The organism is Streptomyces sp. NPDC032198 (assembly GCF_040636975.1).
Taxonomy (GTDB): Bacteria; Actinomycetota; Actinomycetes; order Streptomycetales; family Streptomycetaceae; genus Streptomyces.
The window spans coordinates 388,364-406,627 of sequence record NZ_JBEZVL010000006.1; the positions used below are offsets into that span (position 1 = coordinate 388,364).

Annotated in this window: 19 protein-coding genes; 9 read left to right on the top strand and 10 right to left on the bottom strand. The window is 69.8% G+C overall.

What is annotated here, in order from left to right; genetic code table 11:
* Positions 1 to 27: 27 nt before the first annotated feature.
* A complete protein-coding gene (gene nagB, locus AB0E78_RS18485) occupies positions 28 to 813 on the bottom strand; it encodes a glucosamine-6-phosphate deaminase (protein ID WP_361833441.1) in 786 nt (261 codons plus the stop codon).
* 194 nt (positions 814 to 1,007) lie between these two features.
* Positions 1,008 to 1,766, bottom strand: a complete 759-nt coding sequence (locus tag AB0E78_RS18490) for an SDR family oxidoreductase (RefSeq protein WP_361833443.1) — start codon at positions 1,764 to 1,766, stop codon at positions 1,008 to 1,010.
* Positions 1,767 to 1,859: 93 nt separating this feature from the next.
* Here AB0E78_RS18490 and AB0E78_RS18495 point away from each other — a divergent pair, with 93 nt between their 5' ends.
* Positions 1,860 to 2,456 (top strand): TetR/AcrR family transcriptional regulator, encoded by a 597-nt coding sequence (locus AB0E78_RS18495; protein WP_361833445.1) that lies wholly within the window; start codon positions 1,860 to 1,862, stop codon positions 2,454 to 2,456.
* A 345-nt stretch (positions 2,457 to 2,801) separates the two neighbouring features.
* The gene (locus tag AB0E78_RS18500; protein WP_160510515.1) at positions 2,802 to 4,268 is read left to right on the top strand and encodes a PAS domain-containing sensor histidine kinase; all 1,467 of its coding nucleotides are present in this window, start codon (positions 2,802 to 2,804) and stop codon (positions 4,266 to 4,268) included.
* A gap of 185 nt (positions 4,269 to 4,453) precedes the next feature.
* Here AB0E78_RS18500 and AB0E78_RS18505 read toward each other — a convergent pair whose 3' ends face one another.
* Both AB0E78_RS18505 and AB0E78_RS18510 read right to left on the bottom strand, forming a co-directional pair.
* Positions 4,454 to 4,711, bottom strand: a complete 258-nt coding sequence (locus AB0E78_RS18505) for a WhiB family transcriptional regulator (protein WP_016639615.1) — start codon at positions 4,709 to 4,711, stop codon at positions 4,454 to 4,456.
* A gap of 320 nt (positions 4,712 to 5,031) precedes the next feature.
* Positions 5,032 to 6,000: a diacylglycerol kinase family protein gene (locus AB0E78_RS18510; RefSeq protein WP_361833447.1), complete on the bottom strand. Its 969-nt coding sequence runs from the start codon at positions 5,998 to 6,000 to the stop codon at positions 5,032 to 5,034.
* A gap of 92 nt (positions 6,001 to 6,092) precedes the next feature.
* On the opposite strand from AB0E78_RS18510, the gene AB0E78_RS18515 reads away from it, so the two are divergent.
* Positions 6,093 to 6,545, top strand: a complete 453-nt coding sequence (locus AB0E78_RS18515; protein WP_361833449.1) for a hypothetical protein — start codon at positions 6,093 to 6,095, stop codon at positions 6,543 to 6,545.
* A 90-nt stretch (positions 6,546 to 6,635) separates the two neighbouring features.
* Here the strand turns inward: AB0E78_RS18515 and AB0E78_RS18520 are convergent, their stop codons facing one another.
* The 3 genes from AB0E78_RS18520 to AB0E78_RS18530 all read right to left on the bottom strand — a co-directional run bounded on the left by AB0E78_RS18520 (position 6,636) and on the right by AB0E78_RS18530 (position 8,617).
* Complete coding sequence (locus AB0E78_RS18520) at positions 6,636 to 7,700, bottom strand: RNA polymerase sigma factor SigF (protein WP_361833451.1); 1,065 nt, start codon at positions 7,698 to 7,700, stop codon at positions 6,636 to 6,638.
* On the bottom strand, positions 7,697 to 8,110 hold the full coding sequence (locus AB0E78_RS18525) for an anti-sigma regulatory factor (RefSeq protein ID WP_135332116.1): 414 nt from the start codon (positions 8,108 to 8,110) through the stop codon (positions 7,697 to 7,699). The genes AB0E78_RS18520 and AB0E78_RS18525 overlap by 4 nt, the downstream gene beginning before the upstream one ends.
* Before the next feature lie 246 nt (positions 8,111 to 8,356).
* The gene (locus AB0E78_RS18530; protein WP_361833453.1) at positions 8,357 to 8,617 is read right to left on the bottom strand and encodes a UBP-type zinc finger domain-containing protein; all 261 of its coding nucleotides are present in this window, start codon (positions 8,615 to 8,617) and stop codon (positions 8,357 to 8,359) included.
* Between the two features lie 45 nt (positions 8,618 to 8,662).
* Between AB0E78_RS18530 and AB0E78_RS18535 the strand changes: the two genes are divergently transcribed.
* On the top strand, positions 8,663 to 10,261 hold the full coding sequence (locus AB0E78_RS18535) for a Na+/H+ antiporter (protein ID WP_361833455.1): 1,599 nt from the start codon (positions 8,663 to 8,665) through the stop codon (positions 10,259 to 10,261).
* On the opposite strand, the gene AB0E78_RS18540 is transcribed toward AB0E78_RS18535, so the two are convergent.
* The 3 genes from AB0E78_RS18540 to AB0E78_RS18550 form a co-directional block, all read right to left on the bottom strand.
* Entirely contained in the window at positions 10,240 to 11,178 is a 939-nt protein-coding gene (locus AB0E78_RS18540; RefSeq protein WP_361833457.1) for a pyridoxal-phosphate dependent enzyme, read from the bottom strand. The two genes, AB0E78_RS18535 and AB0E78_RS18540, sit on opposite strands and share 22 nt — an antisense overlap.
* Before the next feature lie 60 nt (positions 11,179 to 11,238).
* Entirely contained in the window at positions 11,239 to 11,829 is a 591-nt protein-coding gene (locus AB0E78_RS18545; protein ID WP_361833459.1) for an N-acetylmuramoyl-L-alanine amidase, read from the bottom strand.
* 137 nt (positions 11,830 to 11,966) lie between these two features.
* On the bottom strand, positions 11,967 to 12,215 hold the full coding sequence (locus AB0E78_RS18550) for a hypothetical protein (protein ID WP_361833461.1): 249 nt from the start codon (positions 12,213 to 12,215) through the stop codon (positions 11,967 to 11,969).
* Positions 12,216 to 12,469: 254 nt separating this feature from the next.
* Here AB0E78_RS18550 and AB0E78_RS18555 point away from each other — a divergent pair, with 254 nt between their 5' ends.
* The 5 genes from AB0E78_RS18555 (at position 12,470) to AB0E78_RS18575 (ending at position 18,200) form a co-directional block, all read left to right on the top strand.
* Positions 12,470 to 13,876 (top strand): family 2B encapsulin nanocompartment shell protein, encoded by a 1,407-nt coding sequence (locus tag AB0E78_RS18555; RefSeq protein WP_361833463.1) that lies wholly within the window; start codon positions 12,470 to 12,472, stop codon positions 13,874 to 13,876.
* Positions 13,877 to 13,993: 117 nt separating this feature from the next.
* Entirely contained in the window at positions 13,994 to 15,052 is a 1,059-nt protein-coding gene (locus AB0E78_RS18560; protein WP_361833805.1) for a family 2 encapsulin nanocompartment cargo protein polyprenyl transferase, read from the top strand.
* Positions 15,053 to 15,315: 263 nt separating this feature from the next.
* The gene (locus AB0E78_RS18565) at positions 15,316 to 15,957 is read left to right on the top strand and encodes a GNAT family N-acetyltransferase (protein ID WP_361833465.1); all 642 of its coding nucleotides are present in this window, start codon (positions 15,316 to 15,318) and stop codon (positions 15,955 to 15,957) included.
* Positions 15,958 to 16,013: 56 nt separating this feature from the next.
* Positions 16,014 to 16,778, top strand: a complete 765-nt coding sequence (locus AB0E78_RS18570; RefSeq protein WP_361833467.1) for a GAF and ANTAR domain-containing protein — start codon at positions 16,014 to 16,016, stop codon at positions 16,776 to 16,778.
* Positions 16,779 to 17,381: 603 nt separating this feature from the next.
* Positions 17,382 to 18,200 carry a hypothetical protein gene (locus AB0E78_RS18575; RefSeq protein WP_361833469.1) on the top strand — a complete coding sequence of 273 codons (819 nt, stop codon included), beginning with the start codon at positions 17,382 to 17,384 and terminating at the stop codon, positions 18,198 to 18,200.
* Positions 18,201 to 18,264 lie beyond the last annotated feature (64 nt).

Here is an 18,264-nt window from a genome sequence, read left to right on the forward strand (position 1 = left end):
CGGCACCTTCCGTCACGCCGCTTCCGCCTAAATCCCCTGCCAGGCCGGCTTCGCCGCATACGTGGCCCGGAAGTACTCCCCAAGCTTCAGCTTGGAAGCGGCGGCCTCGTCCACGACCACGGTCGCGTGCCGGTGCAACTGCAGAGCCGAAGCCGGCACCACCGCGGCCACCGGCCCCTCCACCGTCGCGGCGACCGCGTCCGCCTTGCCCTCACCGGTGGCGAGGAGCACGAGGTGCCGCGCCTCGAGGATCGTCCCGATCCCCTGCGTGATCACATGGTGCGGCACCTGCTCGATGTCGCCGTCGAAGAACCGCGCGTTGTCCACCCGCGTCTGGTTCGTCAGCGTCTTGATCCGCGTGCGCGAGGCGAGCGAGGAGCACGGTTCGTTGAACCCGATGTGCCCGTCCGTGCCGATCCCGAGCAGTTGGAGATCCACACCCCCGGCGTCCGCGAGCGCCTGGTCGTACGCCTCGCACGCCGCCTGCACGTCCTGCGCGCTGCCGTCGGGCCCCATGAAGGACTTCTCGCTGAGCCCCAGCGGCTCGACGACCTCACGCAGCACCACGGAGCGGTAGGACTCGGGGTGCCCGGCGGGCAGCCCCACGTACTCGTCGAGCTGGCAGATCCGCGCCCGCGAGGCATCCACGGCACCGGAGCCGACCTTGGCGGCCAGGGCTTCGTAGATGGGCAGCGGGGTGGATCCGGTGGCGACACCGAGCAGGGCGTCAGGCTTACGGCGCACCAGGGCGGCCATGGCCTCCGCGATGAGCTCGCCGCCTGCCTTGGCGTCCGGGACGATGACAACTTCCACGCTGGGCCTGCCGATCTGGAGGGGGGCTCACGGGTCTGGAGAGAGAACCCACGGGGGACTATGTGGTATAGACCAATCTAGCAGAGCTGGCCCGTACGAGCCCCAGGTTCCCGGGCTTCAAGTTCCCGCCTTCCATGCTCGGCTCTCCGGCCCGCCCCCGCCCGTCGGCACGGCACAGGCGCCCCCGAAGCTCCTCACACTCCCAGGACCGACCCTCCCGTCGCGTCGATCAGCTGACCGGTGATCCAGCGCGCGTCGTCCGAGGCGACGAAGGCGACGATGTCCGCCACGTCCCGGGGCTGGCCTATGCGGTCGAAGGTCGAGTAACCGGCCATCTCCGCGCGCCGCTCCTCGGGAAGCCCGTCCATCATCTCGGTCTCGATGATCCCCGGCGCCACCGAGTTGACCGTGATTCCGCGCGGGCCCAGGTCCTGCGCCAGGGTGTGCGTCAGGACGTTCAGCGCACCCTTCGTCATCGAGTAACCGATCGTGATCGGGAAGGCGATGCGGGTGACGCCCGAGGAGATGTTGATGATCCGGCCGCCGTCGCGCAGCCGGTCGAGTCCCTTTTGAATGATGAAGAAGGGTGCCTTCACATTGACCGCGAACACCCGGTCGTAATCCGCCTCCTGGACCTCGCCCACGAGGCCGTACAGCCCGATGCCCGCGTTGTTCACCAGGATGTCCAGTCCGTCGGCATGCCGGTCGAACTCGGCCCAGAGCGCCTCGGCGTCGCCGGGGACGCCCAGCTCCGTGCCGAACGCGAAGGCGGAGCCGCCCGCCTCCTCGATGGCGGTGACCGTCTCCTTCGCCGCCGTCTCGTTGCTGCCGTAATGCACCGCGACCCGCGCGCCGTCCCGCCCCAGCCGCTCGGCGATGCCCCGCCCGATGCCGCGGCTACCGCCCGTGACCAGCGCCGTCTTCCCCGCCAGGTTCCCCGCAAGTGCGCTCATGAGAGCCGCCCCCTATTTCTCTAGTGGTCGCTACAGAAAGAACCGTAGCGGACTCCCGGCCGTTTTTCTAGCGGCCGCTATATAATTCACTCCATGGCGACGAAACAGCGCGGGCGCCCCCGCTCCTTCGACCGCGAGACCGCGCTGGAGCAGGCGCTTCGCACCTTCTGGGATCAGGGGTACGAGGCGACATCGGTCACGGACCTCACCCGCGCGATGGGCATCGGCGCCCCGAGCATGTACGCGGCCTTCGGTGACAAGCAGTCACTGTTCGAGGAGGTCGTGCTGCTGTACGGGCAGACGCACGGCTCCTTCAGTGACCGCGCCTTCGCGGAGGAACCCACCGTCCGCGGCGGAGTCGAGCGGATGCTGTTCGAGGCCGCCGACAAGTACACGGAAGCCGGCCACCCCCACGGCTGCCTGGTCATCTGCGCCGCGACGAACTGCGCGACGCCGGAGGTCGAGGCCGCCCTGCGTGACCGGCGCAACGCCAATGTCAGCGCCATCGAGTCCCGCATCAGGGCCGCCGTCGCCACCGGCGAGCTCCCCCCGGAGACCGACGCCCCTGCCCTGGCCCACTACACCGGAGCCGTGCTGCAGGGCATGTCCCAGCAGTCCCGCGACGGCGCGAGCCGACAGCAGCTGGAGGCGGTCGCCGAGCTGGCCATGCGGGTCTGGCCCGGTGTATAAGTCCGCTGGGCGGCAGGAGTCCGCCGAGCGGCGAGTGAGAGAAAGAGACAACAACAAACATCTGCCGACGCGTAGACACAGGAGAATGGTCTAGTCCACAATGCGTTGGTAAAGCATCCGTCCTTCCCGCACAGGAGGGCGGACCGAGGAACCGGCACTCTCTGCCCTGACCGTGTCGGATCCTCCGATCGACCGTCCGGTACCGCACATTCCGGTGGTCGGTGTTCCTGAAGGGCTGCGGTGCCGTGGGTGGGTTGAGGGTCCCGCCCTGGCGCCGCGGCTCGTCGGGGATCTCCCGGAGCGGGCCCGCCGGACGTGCCAGGTACGCTCGCACACGTGCCCTCCATGAACGACCTCGTACGCCAGCACACCGCTCTCGGTGACTCCGATCTCGAGTGGCTGCATCTGCTGGTCTCGGAGTGGCAACTGCTCTCCGACCTCTCCTTCGCCGACCTCGTGCTGTGGGTCCCCACGCGCGACGGCACCCGCTATGTCTCCGTGGCGCAGATGCGGCCCAACACCGGGCCCACCTCCTACCAGGACGACATGGTCGGCCACCTCGTCCCGCGCGGCCGCCGCCCGCTGCTCGACGCCGCCCTGGACGAGGGCCGCATCGTGCGCGAGGGCGACCCCGAGTGGCGCGAAGAGGTCCCGGTGCGGGTCGAGTCCATCCCCGTACGCAGGGAAGGCCGTGTCCTGGGGGTCATCGCCCGCAACACGAACCTGCTCACGGTGCGCACCCCGTCCCGGCTGGAACTGACCTATCTCCAGTCGGCGTCCGACCTGGCCCAGATGATCGCCGCCGGGTCCTTTCCGTTCCCCGGCCAGCAGGTCGACATGGACGCGTCCCCGCGCGTGGGCGACGGTCTGCTCCGGCTCGATGCCGACGGCATCGTCCAGTACGCGTCGCCGAACGCGCTCTCCGCCTACCACCGCCTCGGCCTCGCCGCCGACCTGGTCGGCCATCACCTCGGCACGGCGACCGCCGAACTCGCCCCGTCCCGCGGCCCGGTGGACGAGGCGCTCGCCAAGGTCGCCAGCGGCTGGGCGCCCCGCGAGTTCGAGATCGAGGGCGGCGACGGCGTGATCCAGCTCCGCGCGATCCCGCTCAAGCCGAAGGGGCCCCGCATCGGATCGCTCGTACTCCTGCGCGACGTCACCGAACTGCGTCGCCGCGAGCGGGAGTTGATCACCAAGGACGCGACCATCCGGGAGATCCACCACCGGGTGAAGAACAACCTCCAGACGGTCGCCGCACTCCTGCGCCTGCAGGCGCGCCGCATCGACTCCGCCACCGGCCGCGAAGCCCTCGAAGAGGCCGTACGCCGCGTGGGCTCCATCGCCATCGTGCACGAGACGCTGTCCCAGAACCTGGACGAGCGCGTGGAGTTCGACGAGATCGCCGACCGTGTCCTCGCGATGGTGGCGGAGATCTCGCCGGGCAAGGTCACCGGCCGGCGCACCGGACGCTTCGGCATCCTGGACGCGGAGGTCGCGACCCCGCTGTCGATGGTCCTTACGGAAGTGCTGCAGAACGCCCTGGAACACGGCTTCCAGGAAGGCGACACCGGCACGGTCGAGGTCTCCGCGGTGCGCGGCGGGACCAGCAAGGACGCCCGGCTCCTCATCACCGTCCAGGACGACGGCGTCGGTCTGCCCGACGGCTTCGATCCGCACCGCTCGGGCAACCTCGGCCTGCAGATCGTCCGCACTCTGGTCGAGGGCGAGATGGGCGGCACGTTCGACATGGTGCGGGCACCGGAGCGCGGCACGCAGGTCGTCCTCGACATCCCGGTGCGCGCCGACAAGTAGCGCTGTAGCACGACAGTTCGCCGCACCTGCAAACAGAAAGCAGTGAGCCCCGGACCAAAGTGGTCCGGGGCTCACTGCTCACGTTGCGTTGCGCATCGGGGGTACTGCGCGGCTGCGGCTCGGGGGCGGGAGATGCGTACTCGCTGTACGCGCCGCCGGGCTCAGGCTCGTAGGGGGCGTGAGCGTCAGGCGCTTGCCTGGCGTGCACGGTTGCGAGCGGCGCGGCGCTTCATTGCGCGGCGCTCGTCCTCGCTGAGGCCACCCCAGACGCCGGAGTCCTGGCCGGACTCGAGCGCCCACTGCAGGCACTGCTCCATGACGGGGCAGCGGCGGCAGACGGCCTTGGCTTCCTCGATCTGCAGCAGCGCAGGACCGGTGTTGCCGATGGGGAAGAAGAGCTCGGGGTCTTCCTCGCGGCAAACGGCGTTGTGACGCCAGTCCATGGCTGCTACCTCTCCTTGGTATTACATGCAAGGTTGCTTGTGAATGTGAACGCTTTCACGAATCCCCCGACAACGGAAGGGACGTACGTCACATAACGCGACGATGTCCTATGTGTTGAGGAGGGGGTTCTGGCTTTCTGTGGGGCCGATGTTGCGGGCCGTCCCGATCGCCATGTAGAGATTCGCAAACCTCGGCGGCGGATACAACCCCTTCCGGCAAGTTTTTTTTGATTCCTCAGTGTCGACTGGGTCACAGCCGTACTTCCATGGGGTGGACCCTGGCCTAAACGTTCGAGTGAAAGGACTTTGGGCCCTTCTACTCACACAATCACACGCAGTGCACGGCGTACGCCTGTGAACGTCACGCTCGTGCGCAGCCCCAGGTGGTCACCGTCCATCTGAAGGGGGAGCGGCACCTTGGAATGCAAGGTGAAGTCGGTGAGGTCATGGAGCGTAACCGCGTGCTTGCCGTGGGGTCCGCGATCGGGTGTCGAGGTCAGGAGCTGCGTCCCGTACCGGGCCACCGCGGTGGTGGAGAGCTTGCTCAGACCGAGCACGTCGAGGCCGGTGTCGAAGGAGGCCTGCGGGGAGGCGTACATCGGGCGATTGCCCAGGTAGGTGTACGGAGAGGTGTTGCAGACTATGGAGAGCACGAGGTCGGTCACCGGGTCCTCGCCGGCCCGTTCCAGCGTGATCATTCCGTGTCTGCGGTGCGGCTCGTCGAGGAACTGACGGAACACCTGGCGCAAATAGAGCGCATGGGTGGACCGCTTCCCGCGTTCCCTCTGTTGTTCGACCCGTCCCACCACTCCGGCGTCGAATCCGAATCCGGCGGCAAAGGTGAACCAGCGCGCGGGGACGGCTTCGTCCTCCGTGCCGGGTGTGCCCGACACCTGTCCCAGGCTCACTGTCCGTTCGCTTCCCTCACGCAGCGCGTCGAGCAGGGCGCCGGTCGCCTCCACGGCGTCGTTGGGCAGACCGAGGGCGCGCGCGAAGACGTTGGTGGAACCGCCGGGGACGACCGCGAGGCGCGGCAGACGGGCCGGGTCGGGGCCGTTGTGCAACAGACCGTTGACGACCTCGTTGACCGTGCCGTCCCCGCCGAGGGCGACGACCAGCTCGATGTCCTTGCTCTCCGCGGCCTGTCTGCCGAGGTCCCGGGCGTGACCGCGGTACTCCGTGGTGACCGCCTCGAGTTTCATCTCGCTCGCCAGCGCGTGGATCAGTACGTCACGCGTGCGCGCGCTGGTGGTGGTTGCCGCCGGGTTGACCACAAGGAGTGCACGCATGCGAAGCAGCGTACCTAGCGCTCTTTGACCGGCACAGACCGAGGGGGCGGACCGGGGGCCGGAGCACGGATACGCACAGCTACCCTGCAAGGGTGAGCACTGAGCGGAATCCCACCCCTGAAGCCCCGGAGCCCGGCCCGCGTCCCGGACGTCTGACGGCCGCCGCGGCCCTTGCCGCGCTGGAGGGCGTCGCACTCATCGCCGCCGGTGTTTACATGCTCGTGATGGGCCTCGCGGGTGACCCCGACAACCCGGAGCAGGCCACGACGGGCGGCATCACGCTGATCGTCCTCGCGCTGCTGCCCCTGCTGGCCGCCCGCGGTCTCCTGCGCCGCCGCAGCTGGAGCCGGGGGCCCGCCATCATCACGCAGATCATGGCGCTTCCCGTGGCCTGGCAGCTGTTGCAGGCCGACAGCATGGCCATCCCGGGCGGCATCGCGCTCGCCGCCGTCGCGGTGACCGCGCTCGTCCTGCTGGTCAACCCCGCCACCACCGAGGCCCTCGGCATCCGGGGCCCGGGGAACGCACCGGACGACGTGAAGTAGCTTTTCCCGCCGTCCCGCGCGGGCAGACGTACCGAACGCGGGGGCAGACGTACCGAAGGAGCAGACCAGGAGGGGCGGTCTGCTCCTTCGTCACTCCTCGACGAGGAGCTTCTCGCGCAGCTGCGCGAGTGTGCGGGCGAGAAGCCGGGAGACGTGCATCTGGGAGATGCCGACTTCCTGGGCGATCTGCGACTGCGTCATGTTGCCGAAGAACCGCAGCAGCAGGATGCGCTTCTCGCGCGGTGGAAGGTCTTCCAGGAGCGGTTTGAGGGATTCCCTGTACTCGACGCCCTCCAGGGCCTCGTCCTCCGCGCCCAGGGTGTCCGCGACCGCCGGGGACTCGTCGTCCGTGTCCGGGACGTCCAGGGACAGCGTGGAGTACGCGTTGGCCGACTCCAGGCCCTCCAGGACCTCCTCCTCGGAGATGCCCAGCTTCTCGGCGAGCTCGTGCACCGTGGGGGAGCGGCCGTGCAGCTGGGACAGCTCGGCGGTCGCCGTGGTCAGCGCGAGCCTGAGCTCCTGGAGACGCCGCGGGACCCGGACCGCCCAGCCCTTGTCGCGGAAGTGACGCTTGATCTCGCCGACGACCGTGGGTGTCGCGTACGTGGAGAACTCCACGCCGCGCTCCGGGTCGAAGCGGTCGACGGACTTGATCAGGCCGATGGTGGCGACCTGCGTCAGGTCGTCAAGGGGCTCGCCGCGGTTGCGGAAGCGGCGGGCCAGGTGCTCGACGAGCGGCAGGTGCATGCGGACCAGCTTGTTGCGCAGCTCCGCGTACTCAGGGCTGCCGTCCTTCAGCTCGCGCAGCTCGATGAACATCGCGCGTGCGCCGCTGCGGTCCTGCGGATTGTGCCGGGTGTGCTGCTGCTCACCGTGTTCGCTCATGTATCCCGCCCGTTGCGCGCCGCCCCGGACGGAGGGCTTTGCGCGCTCCTCCTGGGCGGTCGGCTCTGCCTGCTCCGACGCATCAGCCACAGTCGACGGACCCGGCTGCTCCGGGTCCTCCGGGTGCGGCCTGGCCTGCTGCTCGGGGATGCCCGTGAGCGCCGGCTCCACCGGAGCCTCGCGCCCCCTCGTCGGCGTCCCTCTCCTGCCACCGGACAGACCCCGTGTGCCGCGCTCTTCGTCCCGCACCGGTCCCTCCCCGCCCCTCACGCCGGCCCGGGTCCCGCGCCGCGCTTCTTGTAGAGACTGATCGAGACGGTGTTGTCCTCGGCCACGGAGGAGTCGACCTGACCCGCGAGGGCGGACAGCACAGTCCAGGCGAAGGTGTCCCGTTCAGGGGCCCGGCCGTCGGTGGTCGGCGCCGAGACGGTCACCTCCAGGGAGTCGTCGACGAGCCGGAAGACGCAGCTGAGCACCGAACCGGGCACGGCCTGCTGGAGCAGGATCGCGCAGGCCTCGTCGACCGCGATGCGCAGGTCCTCGATCTCGTCGAGAGTGAAGTCCAAACGCGCCGCGAGACCGGCCGTGGCCGTACGCAGCACCGACAGGTAGGCACCCGCAGCCGGAAGGCGGACCTCGACGAAGTCCTGATTCCCGGGCTCGCCTGCGATCTGGGACACCCTCACCTCCAAGGTGGTACAAGCACTTTCGGGGCTCCAGGTCCGCCGTGAGCGGCGGTCCGGACTGCGTCACACGGGTAACGCACCACGTAGTTCTGCGGTGACGCTACCGCGCTCCCCAGTTCCGTGTCCCGGGGACCCCGCTCCGTTGCTGTCACTCATAGTAAGCCTAAGGGTACGGAGAGTGGCTAGGGGTCTCACGGTCCCAATTGGAGAGTACGGGCGTCGGGTTGACGTACCCAGGCCTCAGACGATCGAACCGTCGACGAAGCACCAACGCCAGCTCTCGCCCGGTTCGAACGTCCTCATCACCGCGTGTCCGGTGTCCTTGAAGTGCTCCGTCGCGTGCCGGAAGGGCGAGGAGTCGCAGCAGCCCACGTGGCCGCAGTCCAGACAGAGCCGCAGTTGCACCGGGTGACTGCCGACCGCGAGGCACTCCAGGCAGGTCTCGCTCAGCGGTGCGGGCTCGGGGTGCGGCAGCGTTGCGACGTGCGGGCACTCGTTCATGATTGCCAGGTTACGACGGGAACACGTGTCGCGGAGGCCTGACCGATGGACGTACTGCCCCTGGTGGCGCTGATCGCGGCGAGTGCCGCGGTGGCCGGCGCCGCCCGCTGGACGCCGGTGCCCGCGCCGCTGCTGCTCGTCGCGGTGGGTCTCGTGGCCGCGTATGTGCCCGGGGTCCCGGACTATCACCTGGACCCGCACATCGTGCTGCCGCTGATCCTGCCGCCCTTGCTGCACACCGCGGCCCTGGAGAGTTCGTACCTCGATCTGCGCGCCAACATCAGACCCGTGGCGCTGCTCTCGGTCGGGTACACGCTGTTCGCGACCCTCGCCGTCGGCTATCTCGCGTATCTGCTGATCCCCGATCTGCCGCTGACCGCCGCGCTGGTCCTCGGCGCGGTGATCGCGCCGCCGGACGCGGTGGCGGCCACGGCCGTCGCGCGGAAGGTGGGACTGCCGTCACGGATCACCACGATCCTGCAGGGCGAGTCGCTGGTGAACGACGCGACGGCGATCACCGCCTACAAGGTCGCCCTGGCGGCGGCGGTCGGCGAGGGCGCGAGCTGGGCGGGCGGGATCCAGGAGTTCCTGGTCGCCTCGGTCGGCGGGGTCGGCGTCGGGCTCGTCCTCATGGTGCCGCTCCACTGGCTGCGCAGGCACATGAAGGAGGCGATGCTGCAGAACACCCTCTCCTTGCTGATCCCCTTCGTCGCGTACGCCGCCGCCGAGCAGGTCGGTGCCTCCGGAGTGCTCGCCGTGGTCGTCGTCGCCCTGTTCCTCGGGCACCGCTCCTGGGAGGTCGACTTCGAGACGCGGCTCCAGGAGGCCGCGGTGTGGAAGGTGGTCGCGTTCATCCTGGAGTCGGCCGTCTTCGCGCTCATCGGCCTCCAACTGCCGCTCGTGCTCAAGGGGCTCGGCGAGTACAGCGGCATCCAGGCGGCCTGGTACGCCCTGGGGGTCTTCTTCCTGGTCGTCCTCGCGCGCTTCGTGTGGTCGTATCCGGCGACCTATCTGCCGCGGATGCTCTCGAAGCGCATCAAGGAGCGGGAGAGCGACATGGACTGGCGGCGTCCGCTGATCGTCAGCTGGGCCGGGATGCGCGGAGTGGTGTCGCTGGCGATCGCCTTCTCGATCCCGCTCGTCATGGACGACGGGGAGCCGTTCCCGGCACGCAACCTCGTCCTGTTCCTGACCTTCACCACGGTGATCGGCACGCTGGTCGTGCAGGGGCTCTCGCTGCCGTGGCTGATCCGGGTCCTGAAGCTGCCGGGGCGTGACGCGCAGGCGGAGACGCTCGCGGAGGCGCAGGCCCAGAACGCCGCCTCCGAGGCTGCGGAGCGGCGGGTGGACGAACTCATGCGGGACGAGCGCAACTGCCTCCCACAGCCCCTCCAGGACCGTCTGCGCACCGTCCTGGAGCGGCGTCGCAACTCCGTGTGGGAGCGACTCGGGCAACCCAACCCCGTGACGGGGGAGTCGGCGGACGAGACCTACCGCAGGCTCACCCGGGAGGCGATCGCCGCGGAGCGCGAGGTGTTCGTGAAGATGCGGGACGACCGGCGCATCGACGACGAGATGATGCGGACGCTGCTGCGGAAGCTGGACCTGGAGGAGGCGGCGGCCTATCGGGAGGTCGAGGACTGATCCGTGGCGGTCGCCGGCTCCGTCGCGGTGATCACCGCCGTGACCTCGGCGCCGGGGGGAAAGGCGCCCTCTTCGGAGAGGGCCGTCAGCGCGTAGAGGAGCTTGGCCACGTAGACGCGCTCCACGGGGAGGCCGTGCCGGTCCTCGAAGTCGTCCGCGAACGCGCTGAGTTCGGGGGAGGTGCGGGCGTAGCCACCGAAGTGGAAGCGCTCGTCCAGGTGCCAGTTGGCGGTGGGGGCGCCGAAGGCCCGCTCTTGCAGCGCCCGTATCTCCGGGCCGAGGAAGCCGCCCTTGAGCACCGGTATGCCGAGGGCGCGCTGGCCCGGGGCGAGGCCCGCGGCCATGCCGGCCAGGGTGCCGCCGGTGCCGCAGGCCACGGCCGCCGTGTGGGTGCGGCCGCGCAGTTCCTCGCCCAGGGCCGTGCAGCCCCGCACGGCCAGGGAGTTGCTGCCCCCTTCGGGGATGACGTAGGAATCTTCGGCGCCTGTCGTGCGCAGGAGGGCGGCAAGGACCTCGGGGTCGGTCTTCCTGCGGTACGTCGTCCGGTCGACGAAGTGCAGGCGCATCCCGTCGGCGGCGCATCGCGTCAGCGACGGGTTCAGGGGGCGGCCCGTGAGTTCGTCGCCGCGGACGATGCCGATGGTGCGCAGGCCGAGGAGGCGGCCCGCCGCGGCGGTCGCCCTGAGGTGGTTGGAGTAGGCGCCGCCGAAGGTCAGCAGGGTCGTGTGCCCCGCCGCGACGGCGGCGTCCAGGTTCAGGAAGAGCTTGCGGTACTTGTTGCCCGGGAGGTCCGGGTGGATCAGGTCGTCCCGCTTGAGCGTGAGGGTGACGCCATGCCGCGCGAACCGGTCGTCCCTGAGCTCCTGGAGCGGGGACGGGAGCCGGGGGCGCGGGGTGGTCGGCGGGGTGGTGCTCACCCCGCCATTCTGCCCGGCGCCATGCCGACGGGCACGGTCACGGTCACTGGGGGGAGGGGTTTACTTGAGGCGTTCCTCGATGCGCTCCCGCATGGATTTCATGGTGAAGCCCTTGGGGTCGATCTTGCCCGGCTGCCATTCGAGGTGGCCGATCACCGAGCGTTGGGTCCAGCCGTGATGGCGGCAGATGGCCGCCGAGACCCTCTCGATGGCGTCCAGCTGCGCGTCGGGCCACGGGTCGTCGCCGTCGCCGAGGTTCTCGCACTCGAAGCCGTAGAAGTGGCGGTTGCCGTCGGTGTTCGCCTCGTTGTCCGGCGGGAGCGCCTTCTCGGCGATGACCGCCCGCAGGACGTCGTCGTCGCCCAGGCCCGCGTGGTTGGCGCGGCCGTACCCGACGAGGTGGACGCGGCCGTCCTTGGTGATGACGCCGTGGCAGAGCGGGCCGGGCAGCGAGGCAGACCCGTCACGGCAGATCTCCACCGTCCGCTCGCTGCCCGAGGTGACCGTGTGGTGGATCATCACGCCGTGCATGGGCCCCCACGGCCCCTTGTGGTTGCGGTTGTGGTGACGCCAGTCGCCGACTTCGACGACCGTCACCCCTTCGTCCTTGAGCGCGTCGAGGAAGCTGCCCGCGGACATGGGTGGGGCCATGGCCGACTCCTTTGCGGAGCACGACGGCCGCCGGTCGCGGACCGTCTTGTATGTCCGCTTTTACCGGAACCACGGTGCCCGGACCAGCTGTTCGGACGTATTCCGTTGCTGTTCGGGCACCGTGCGAGCCGATTTGGTCAGCCGCGGTGGTCGCCGCTGTGCAGGAACGCGTCGCCGTTCGTCGCGATGTGCGCCTCCACTGCCTGCAGGGCCTGCTGCGTGGCCTGAGGGGTTCCCGTGCCGTGCTGCTGCGCGTAATACGCGGCGCCCAGCTTCTTCAGGAGGTCGCCGCCGGTGCGCTGCGCCTGGACCTCGTCGATCTTCTGCTTGCCCTGAGTGAGTCCGCGCTGCGCCTGTTCCTTGGCGCGATCCAGGAAGCCTGCCATTGCCGTCTCCTACGAATTGGTGCGGAATGGTGCTGATTGGTGCATGTCGGTACGAAGGGTATCGGCCGTTGTGTCCTGTTCAACGGATGCACCGATCTTGGAGTTCCCCACCCCCGGCGACCCCGTTCCTGGTACGCGGGTGAGTGCCCCGTATCGCCTGATCCATTCCCGCTCGTTTGTGTAATGGCGCCCGCACTCTCCGTGCTGGAAGGGTTGTCGGCGCAGATCAGCGCTTGATCGGGAGGGCATTGCCAATGTCGGTAGGCGAAGAGGTCCGTGCGGAACGGTCCGAGCCGCAGCAGAGCTTGGGTACATCGGCCGCGCGGAATCTGGCCACCACCACCAAGTCCGCGCCGCAGATGCAGGAGATCAGCTCCCGCTGGCTCCTGCGGACGCTGCCGTGGGTGCAGGTGCAGGGCGGCACGTATCGGGTGAACCGGAGGCTGAGTTACTCGGTCGGCGACGGCCGGGTGACGTTCGTGAAGACCGGGGACCGGGTGCAGGTCATCCCGGCGGAGCTCGGCGAGCTGCCGGTCCTGCGGGACTACGAGGACATCGAGGTATTGGGGGAGCTGGCCGGACGCTGCCAGCAGCGGGAGTTCGCCGCGGGGTCGGTCATCACTTCCTTCGGCAGCCAGGCCGACGAGGTGTTCCTGCTCGCGCACGGCAGGGTCGAGAAGATCGGCACCGGTCCGTACGGGGACGACACGGTCCTCGGCTCGCTCGCCGACGGGGCGTACTTCGGCGAGCAGGCACTGCTCGACCCGGAGGCCATCTGGGAGTACACGACGCGCGCGGTGACCGCGTGCACCGTGCTCACCCTGCCCCGCCAGGACCTGGAGCAGGTCGCCGAGCGCACGGACTCGCTGCGCGAGCATCTGCGGCGGCTGCGGTCCATCCCGCACCAGCGGACCAACAAGTTCGGCGAGGCGCCCATCGACCTCTCCTCGGGACACGTGGGCGAGGCCGTGCTCCCGGGCACGTACGTGGACTACGAATCGGCGCCGCGTGAGTACGAACTGAGCGTCGCCCAGACCGTGCTGCGCGTCCACACGCGCGTGGCCGACCTCTACAACCAGCCGATGAACCAGACCGAGCAGCAGTTGCGGCTCACGGTCGAGGCGCTCAAGGAGCGCCAGGAACACGAGCTGATCAACAACCGCGAGTTCGGCCTGCTCAACAACTGTGAGTACGAGCAGCGACTGCAGCCGCACGACGGCGTGCCGAGCCCGGACGACATGGACGAACTGCTCAGCCGCAGGCGGGGTTCGAAACTCTTCCTGGCCCACCCGCGCGCCATCTCCGCGTTCGGCCGCGAGCTCAACAAGCGCGGTCTCGTGCCGGAGACCATCGACATGGGCGGCCACCGCATTCCCACCTGGCGCGGGGTGCCGATCTACCCGTGCAACAAGATCCCGGTCACCGAGGCCCGCACCACCTCGATCATCTGCATGCGTACGGGCGAGGAGGAGCAGGGCGTCGTCGGCCTGCACCAGACCGGTATCCCGGACGAGATCGAGCCGAGCCTGTCCGTGCGCTTCATGGGCATCAGCGAGCAGGCGATCATCTCGTACCTGGTGTCGACCTACTACTCCGCGGCGGTCCTGGTGCCGGACGCGCTGGGCGTGCTGGAGAACGTCGAGATCGGCCGCTGGCGATGAGGCCGTGTCTGCGGGCGCGCCGCCGGGTACACCCCTTCCGTACGCGCCCGCAGGCCCAGGAACCGCCACCGTCCGCATCCTCCCCGGGGTGAGTCCATGACGGACACGACGACGGACATGACGGAGAAGCCCGAAGAGTACGAGGGGCACGCGGGGCACGATGCGCCCGAAGCGGCGGAGATCCTGGCGGCGGCGCGGCTGCGCGTCGACCCGGAGCTGCGCCGGGCGATCGACTCGCTGCCCGGGGCGATGCGCCGCATCGCGCTCTACCACTTCGGCTGGGAACACGCGGACGGCTCGCCGGCGGCCGGGCACGCGGGCAAGGCGATCAGGCCCGCGCTCGTGCTCGCCGCGGTGCGGGCGCTCGGCGGGGACCAGGCCTTGGCCGTCCGGGCCGCGACAGCGGTCGAGTTGACCCACAACTTCACCCTGCTGCACGACGACGTCATCGACGGGGACACGACCCGCAGGCACCGGCCCACCGCATGGACCGTGTTCGGCGAAGCCGACGCGATCCTGGCCGGTGACGCGCTCCAGGCACTGGCGCAGCGGCTGCTCGCCGAGGACCCGCACCCCGGGGCCCCGGCGGCGGCCGCCCGGCTGGCCTCCTGCGTGGTGGAGCTCTGCGCGGGCCAGCACGCCGACGCCGCGCTGGAGAGGCGCGGCCCCGACGAGGTCACGCTCGACGAGTGCCTCGCCATGGCCGAGGCCAAGACGGGGGCGCTGCTCGGCTGTGCCTGCGCACTGGGGGCGCTGTACGCGGGGGCGGGGCGGCGAGAGGTGGAGGCGCTCGACGGGTTCGGCCGTGAGGCGGGGCTCGCCTTCCAGCTCATCGACGACCTGATCGGCATCTGGGGCGATCCGGGGCACACCGGCAAACCGGCCCGTGCCGATCTCGCGGCCCGCAAGAAGTCCCTGCCGGTGGTGGCGGCCCTGGCCTCGGGCACCCCGGCCGCCGCCGAACTGGCCGAGCTGTACGGACGCCCGCCGGCCGACGGCGACCTGGACCGCATGGCGCGGGCCGTCGAGGCGGCGGGCGGCCGGGACTGGGCGCTGCTGCACGCGGGCGACCGGATGTCCCGCGCGATCAACCAGCTCGCCGGCGCGGTGCCGGTCCCGGAGGCCGCGGGCAGCCTGCTGACGCTCGCGGAGTTCGTCACGCGGCGCACGCACTGACCGTAGGGAGGCACACGCATCTGCCGTACGGCGGTGTACGGCGGCACACGGGGGCGTACGGCTGCCCGCGGAGAAGGGACCGGCCCGGCGAGCAGGGGCGGACAGGGCGGTCGAACACAACTGCGAGCCCCGCATTCTGCCGAGATCCGGTCAGGGTGCGGGGCTCGCCGGTGTGCCGGGGCCCGATCGCCTAGGCTGCAACCGAGGCAACCGGTGGGGCGCTACACGCAGTTGAGCGTGGGCGAGGGGCAAAGGGGCGGGCTGTGGGCGTAGTCATCCGGAGGGCCGGGGAGAGCGACAGGGCGGACGTGGTCCGGCTGCTCGACGAGGCGTTCCGGGACGATCCGGTGAGCAGCTGGGTCTTCCCCGACGCGGAGCACCGCCGCCGCAGGCACGGCGCGCTGATGGACGGCTTCTTCGGCCTCGCGCTGAGCGAGGGCTACGTCGACATCGCGGAGGACGGCTCGGCCGTCGCCCTGTGGTGGTCCGTCCCCGCGGGCGGGGACGAGAGCGCGGACGAGACCGGGGAGGAAGGGCCCGCGCAGTTGCGCGAGGCCGTGGACCCGGACAACGCGCGGATCGAGGAGATCGCCCGGCTGACCGGTGAGGCGCACCCGACCGACCGGCCCCACCAGTACCTGCACATGATCGGCGTGAGCCCGGAGCGGCAGGGCGAGGGGCTCGGCTCGGCGCTGATCGGCGCCGTACTCGAACGCTGTGACCGGGAAGGGCTGCACGCCTATCTGGAGGCGAGCAACAGCCGCAGCCGCACGCTCTACTCACGGCTCGGATTCCGGTTCACCGGGAACGCCATAAATCTTCCGGACGGCCCGCAGCTGTGGCCGATGTGGCGGGAACCCGAACGTTCCGGCACGGACGGTGGCGACACCGGCCGATTCGCATAAAGTCGTTGAAGCACCGCTGTGTTGTCCATGGACACAACGAAGGAGGGGCGAGCTCCGTGTCCCACGAAATGACCCGTGAGGTGTCCGGCGCTACGTCCCGCGAGCGACTTCTGGCGGAGGCATTCGTGGAGATGGCTGATTCGTTGACCGAGGAGTTCGACGTCGCCGAGTTCTTGCAGAGCCTGGCCGTGCGTTGCGTGGAACTTCTCGGCGTCTCGGTCGCGGGCGTCCTGCTGGCGGATCCCGAGGGCGAGCTGGAGCTCGTCGCTGCGTCCGGCGAGCACGTGTGGGTGCTCGATCTGTTCGCCCTGCAGCGGGAACAGGGACCGTGCCTGGACTGCTACCACTCCGGCGTGGCGCACGTGAACATCGCGCTCAACGGCCTGGAGGCGACCACCACCTGGCCGCGGTTCGCGACGCGCGCCAGGGAGGCCGGTTACGCGATGACGCAGGTGCTGCCCCTGCGCCAGGGTGATCAGACGCTCGGCACGCTGAATCTTTTCCAGGCGAAGCCGCAGGTGATGGGTCCCGACGAGATCGCGCTCGCGCAGGCCCTCGCGGACGTCGCCACCATCGCGATACTGCAGCGGCGTTCCCTGGAGCAGAGCGAGGTGGAGCGCGGCCAGTTGCAGGAGGCGCTCACCAGCCGGATCGACATCGAGCAGGCGAAGGGCGTGCTCGCCGAGCGCTGGAAGTGCACGGTCGACGAGGCGTTCGGGGCGCTGCGGCGCCACGCGCGCGCGAACCGCCTGCGGCTCGCGGAGTGCGCGCGGCAGGTGGTGGCGGGGGAGCTCGACACGGAGGGAATCCGCCGGGGGTGACGCGGCGGTTCCCGCACCTCGGCGCCCGGCGCTCTCCCGGCAAGGTCTGAGCCCGCCGGCTCCAAGAAGAAGTAATCCGAGTGAGTAGCATCCCTTGCGAAAGCTCGGATACCTCGTCGCCGTGTCGATCGACGGCTTCATCAGTGACCGGGGTGGCGACCTGGAATCCCTCATGTCGTATGTGGACGGGCCGCGAACTCAAACGGGAGGGCAGCGAGTTCGACATCTGGCTGTGCGGTGGCGCGAGGATCGCGGGGGAGCCGCGGGACGAGGTCGACGAGCTCGTCATCGATACGTACCCCAACTCGGCCAGCGAGTGCGGGCGTTCGTCGCCGACGCGCTGGAGCTCGGCCTCTCGGAAGACGAGGTGCGCTCCCAACAGGGCGGGCTGTCAAGGGGCGTTGAGAGGCTGAGGCGGGGCGGGATGTATGGTCCGACGGTTCCGGTACGTGGGTCACCTGGGGAGGGGACGGAGCGATGGGGCTGTGGGGGCCGACGCGGAGTGTGATGACCCGGTGGGCTGTTGCGGGGCTGGTGGTCGTGGGGCTCGCGGGATGCGGGGCCGGATCCGGGTCGCCAGGGGGAAGCTCGGGAGATCCCGGCGTGCCCTCCGTGAAGGAGGACAAGGACATCCCTGAACTGCCGCTCGACCGCTACGAGTTCAGTGATCGCGACAGCCGCCGCCACACCGAGGCGCAGGCGCGCATGACGCGGCGCTGCATGCGGAAGCTCGGCTTCGAGGACTTCCCCCTCTATCCCGGGCAGCGGAAGATGGCATCGTCCTACTCGCTGATCGCCGTGGCGATGACGTCGTATCCGTACGGGCAGCTCGACCTCGACGGTGCCCGCCGCTGGGGCTACGGCTGGGACCCGAAGCGGTCCTTCACCGATCCCGCGCGACCGAAGGGCCGCGTCATGACGGATGACGAGTACGAGGCGCTGTACGAACTGGGCCGCGAGCCCGGCGAGAGAGGCGGTTGCGCGAGCAGCGGTGCCGATCGTCTCACCGAAGGCGTGCGGAACAAGACGCGCATGTGGACGTACGCCTCCAAGCGGAGCCAGGCCGTGGACAAGGCGGTCATCAAGGACGAGCGGGTGCGCAAGGCCCTCGACACCTGGTCCGCATGCCTGGAGAGCAAGGGGATCAAGCACTACAAGACTCCGCAGGACGCGTTCCGGGACAAGGCGTGGGGCCGGGGGAACGACCACGGCGGCAACACCGACCGGACGAAGAGGGAGCGGGCCACGGCCACCGCCGACGTCGAGTGCAAGCGCGAGCACAACACGGCCGGTGTGTGGTGGGCGGTGCGCGAGGAGAAGCAGCGCGCGGATGTGGCCCGCCACAGGGACGCGTACGACGCGGTGCGCGCGGACCAGGAACGGTTGCGGGCCAACGTGAAGCACGTACTCGCCGAGAAGTAGCGGGTAGCGGGGCGGAGACCGACGATGCAGTCGCTGCTTGAGGAGTGGCCCGTGCGATAGCCCA

Bases quoted from the DNA above. Each gene is read 5' to 3' on its own strand.
- AB0E78_RS18490 (WP_361833443.1), bottom strand. From the start codon at position 1,766: ATGAGCGCACTTGCGGGGAACCTGGCGGGGAAGACGGCGCTGGTCACG.
- AB0E78_RS18560 (WP_361833805.1), top strand. From the start codon at position 13,994: ATGACGGAGAAGCCCGAAGAGTACGAGGGGCACGCGGGGCACGATGCG.
- AB0E78_RS18535 (WP_361833455.1), top strand. From the start codon at position 8,663: ATGGACGTACTGCCCCTGGTGGCGCTGATCGCGGCGAGTGCCGCGGTG.
- AB0E78_RS18545 (WP_361833459.1), bottom strand. From the start codon at position 11,829: ATGGCCCCACCCATGTCCGCGGGCAGCTTCCTCGACGCGCTCAAGGAC.
- AB0E78_RS18505 (WP_016639615.1), bottom strand. From the start codon at position 4,711: ATGGACTGGCGTCACAACGCCGTTTGCCGCGAGGAAGACCCCGAGCTC.
- AB0E78_RS18530 (WP_361833453.1), bottom strand. From the start codon at position 8,617: ATGAACGAGTGCCCGCACGTCGCAACGCTGCCGCACCCCGAGCCCGCA.
- AB0E78_RS18550 (WP_361833461.1), bottom strand. From the start codon at position 12,215: ATGGCAGGCTTCCTGGATCGCGCCAAGGAACAGGCGCAGCGCGGACTC.
- AB0E78_RS18500 (WP_160510515.1), top strand. From the start codon at position 2,802: ATGAACGACCTCGTACGCCAGCACACCGCTCTCGGTGACTCCGATCTC.
- AB0E78_RS18555 (WP_361833463.1), top strand. From the start codon at position 12,470: ATGTCGGTAGGCGAAGAGGTCCGTGCGGAACGGTCCGAGCCGCAGCAG.
- AB0E78_RS18510 (WP_361833447.1), bottom strand. From the start codon at position 6,000: ATGCGTGCACTCCTTGTGGTCAACCCGGCGGCAACCACCACCAGCGCG.
- AB0E78_RS18495 (WP_361833445.1), top strand. From the start codon at position 1,860: ATGGCGACGAAACAGCGCGGGCGCCCCCGCTCCTTCGACCGCGAGACC.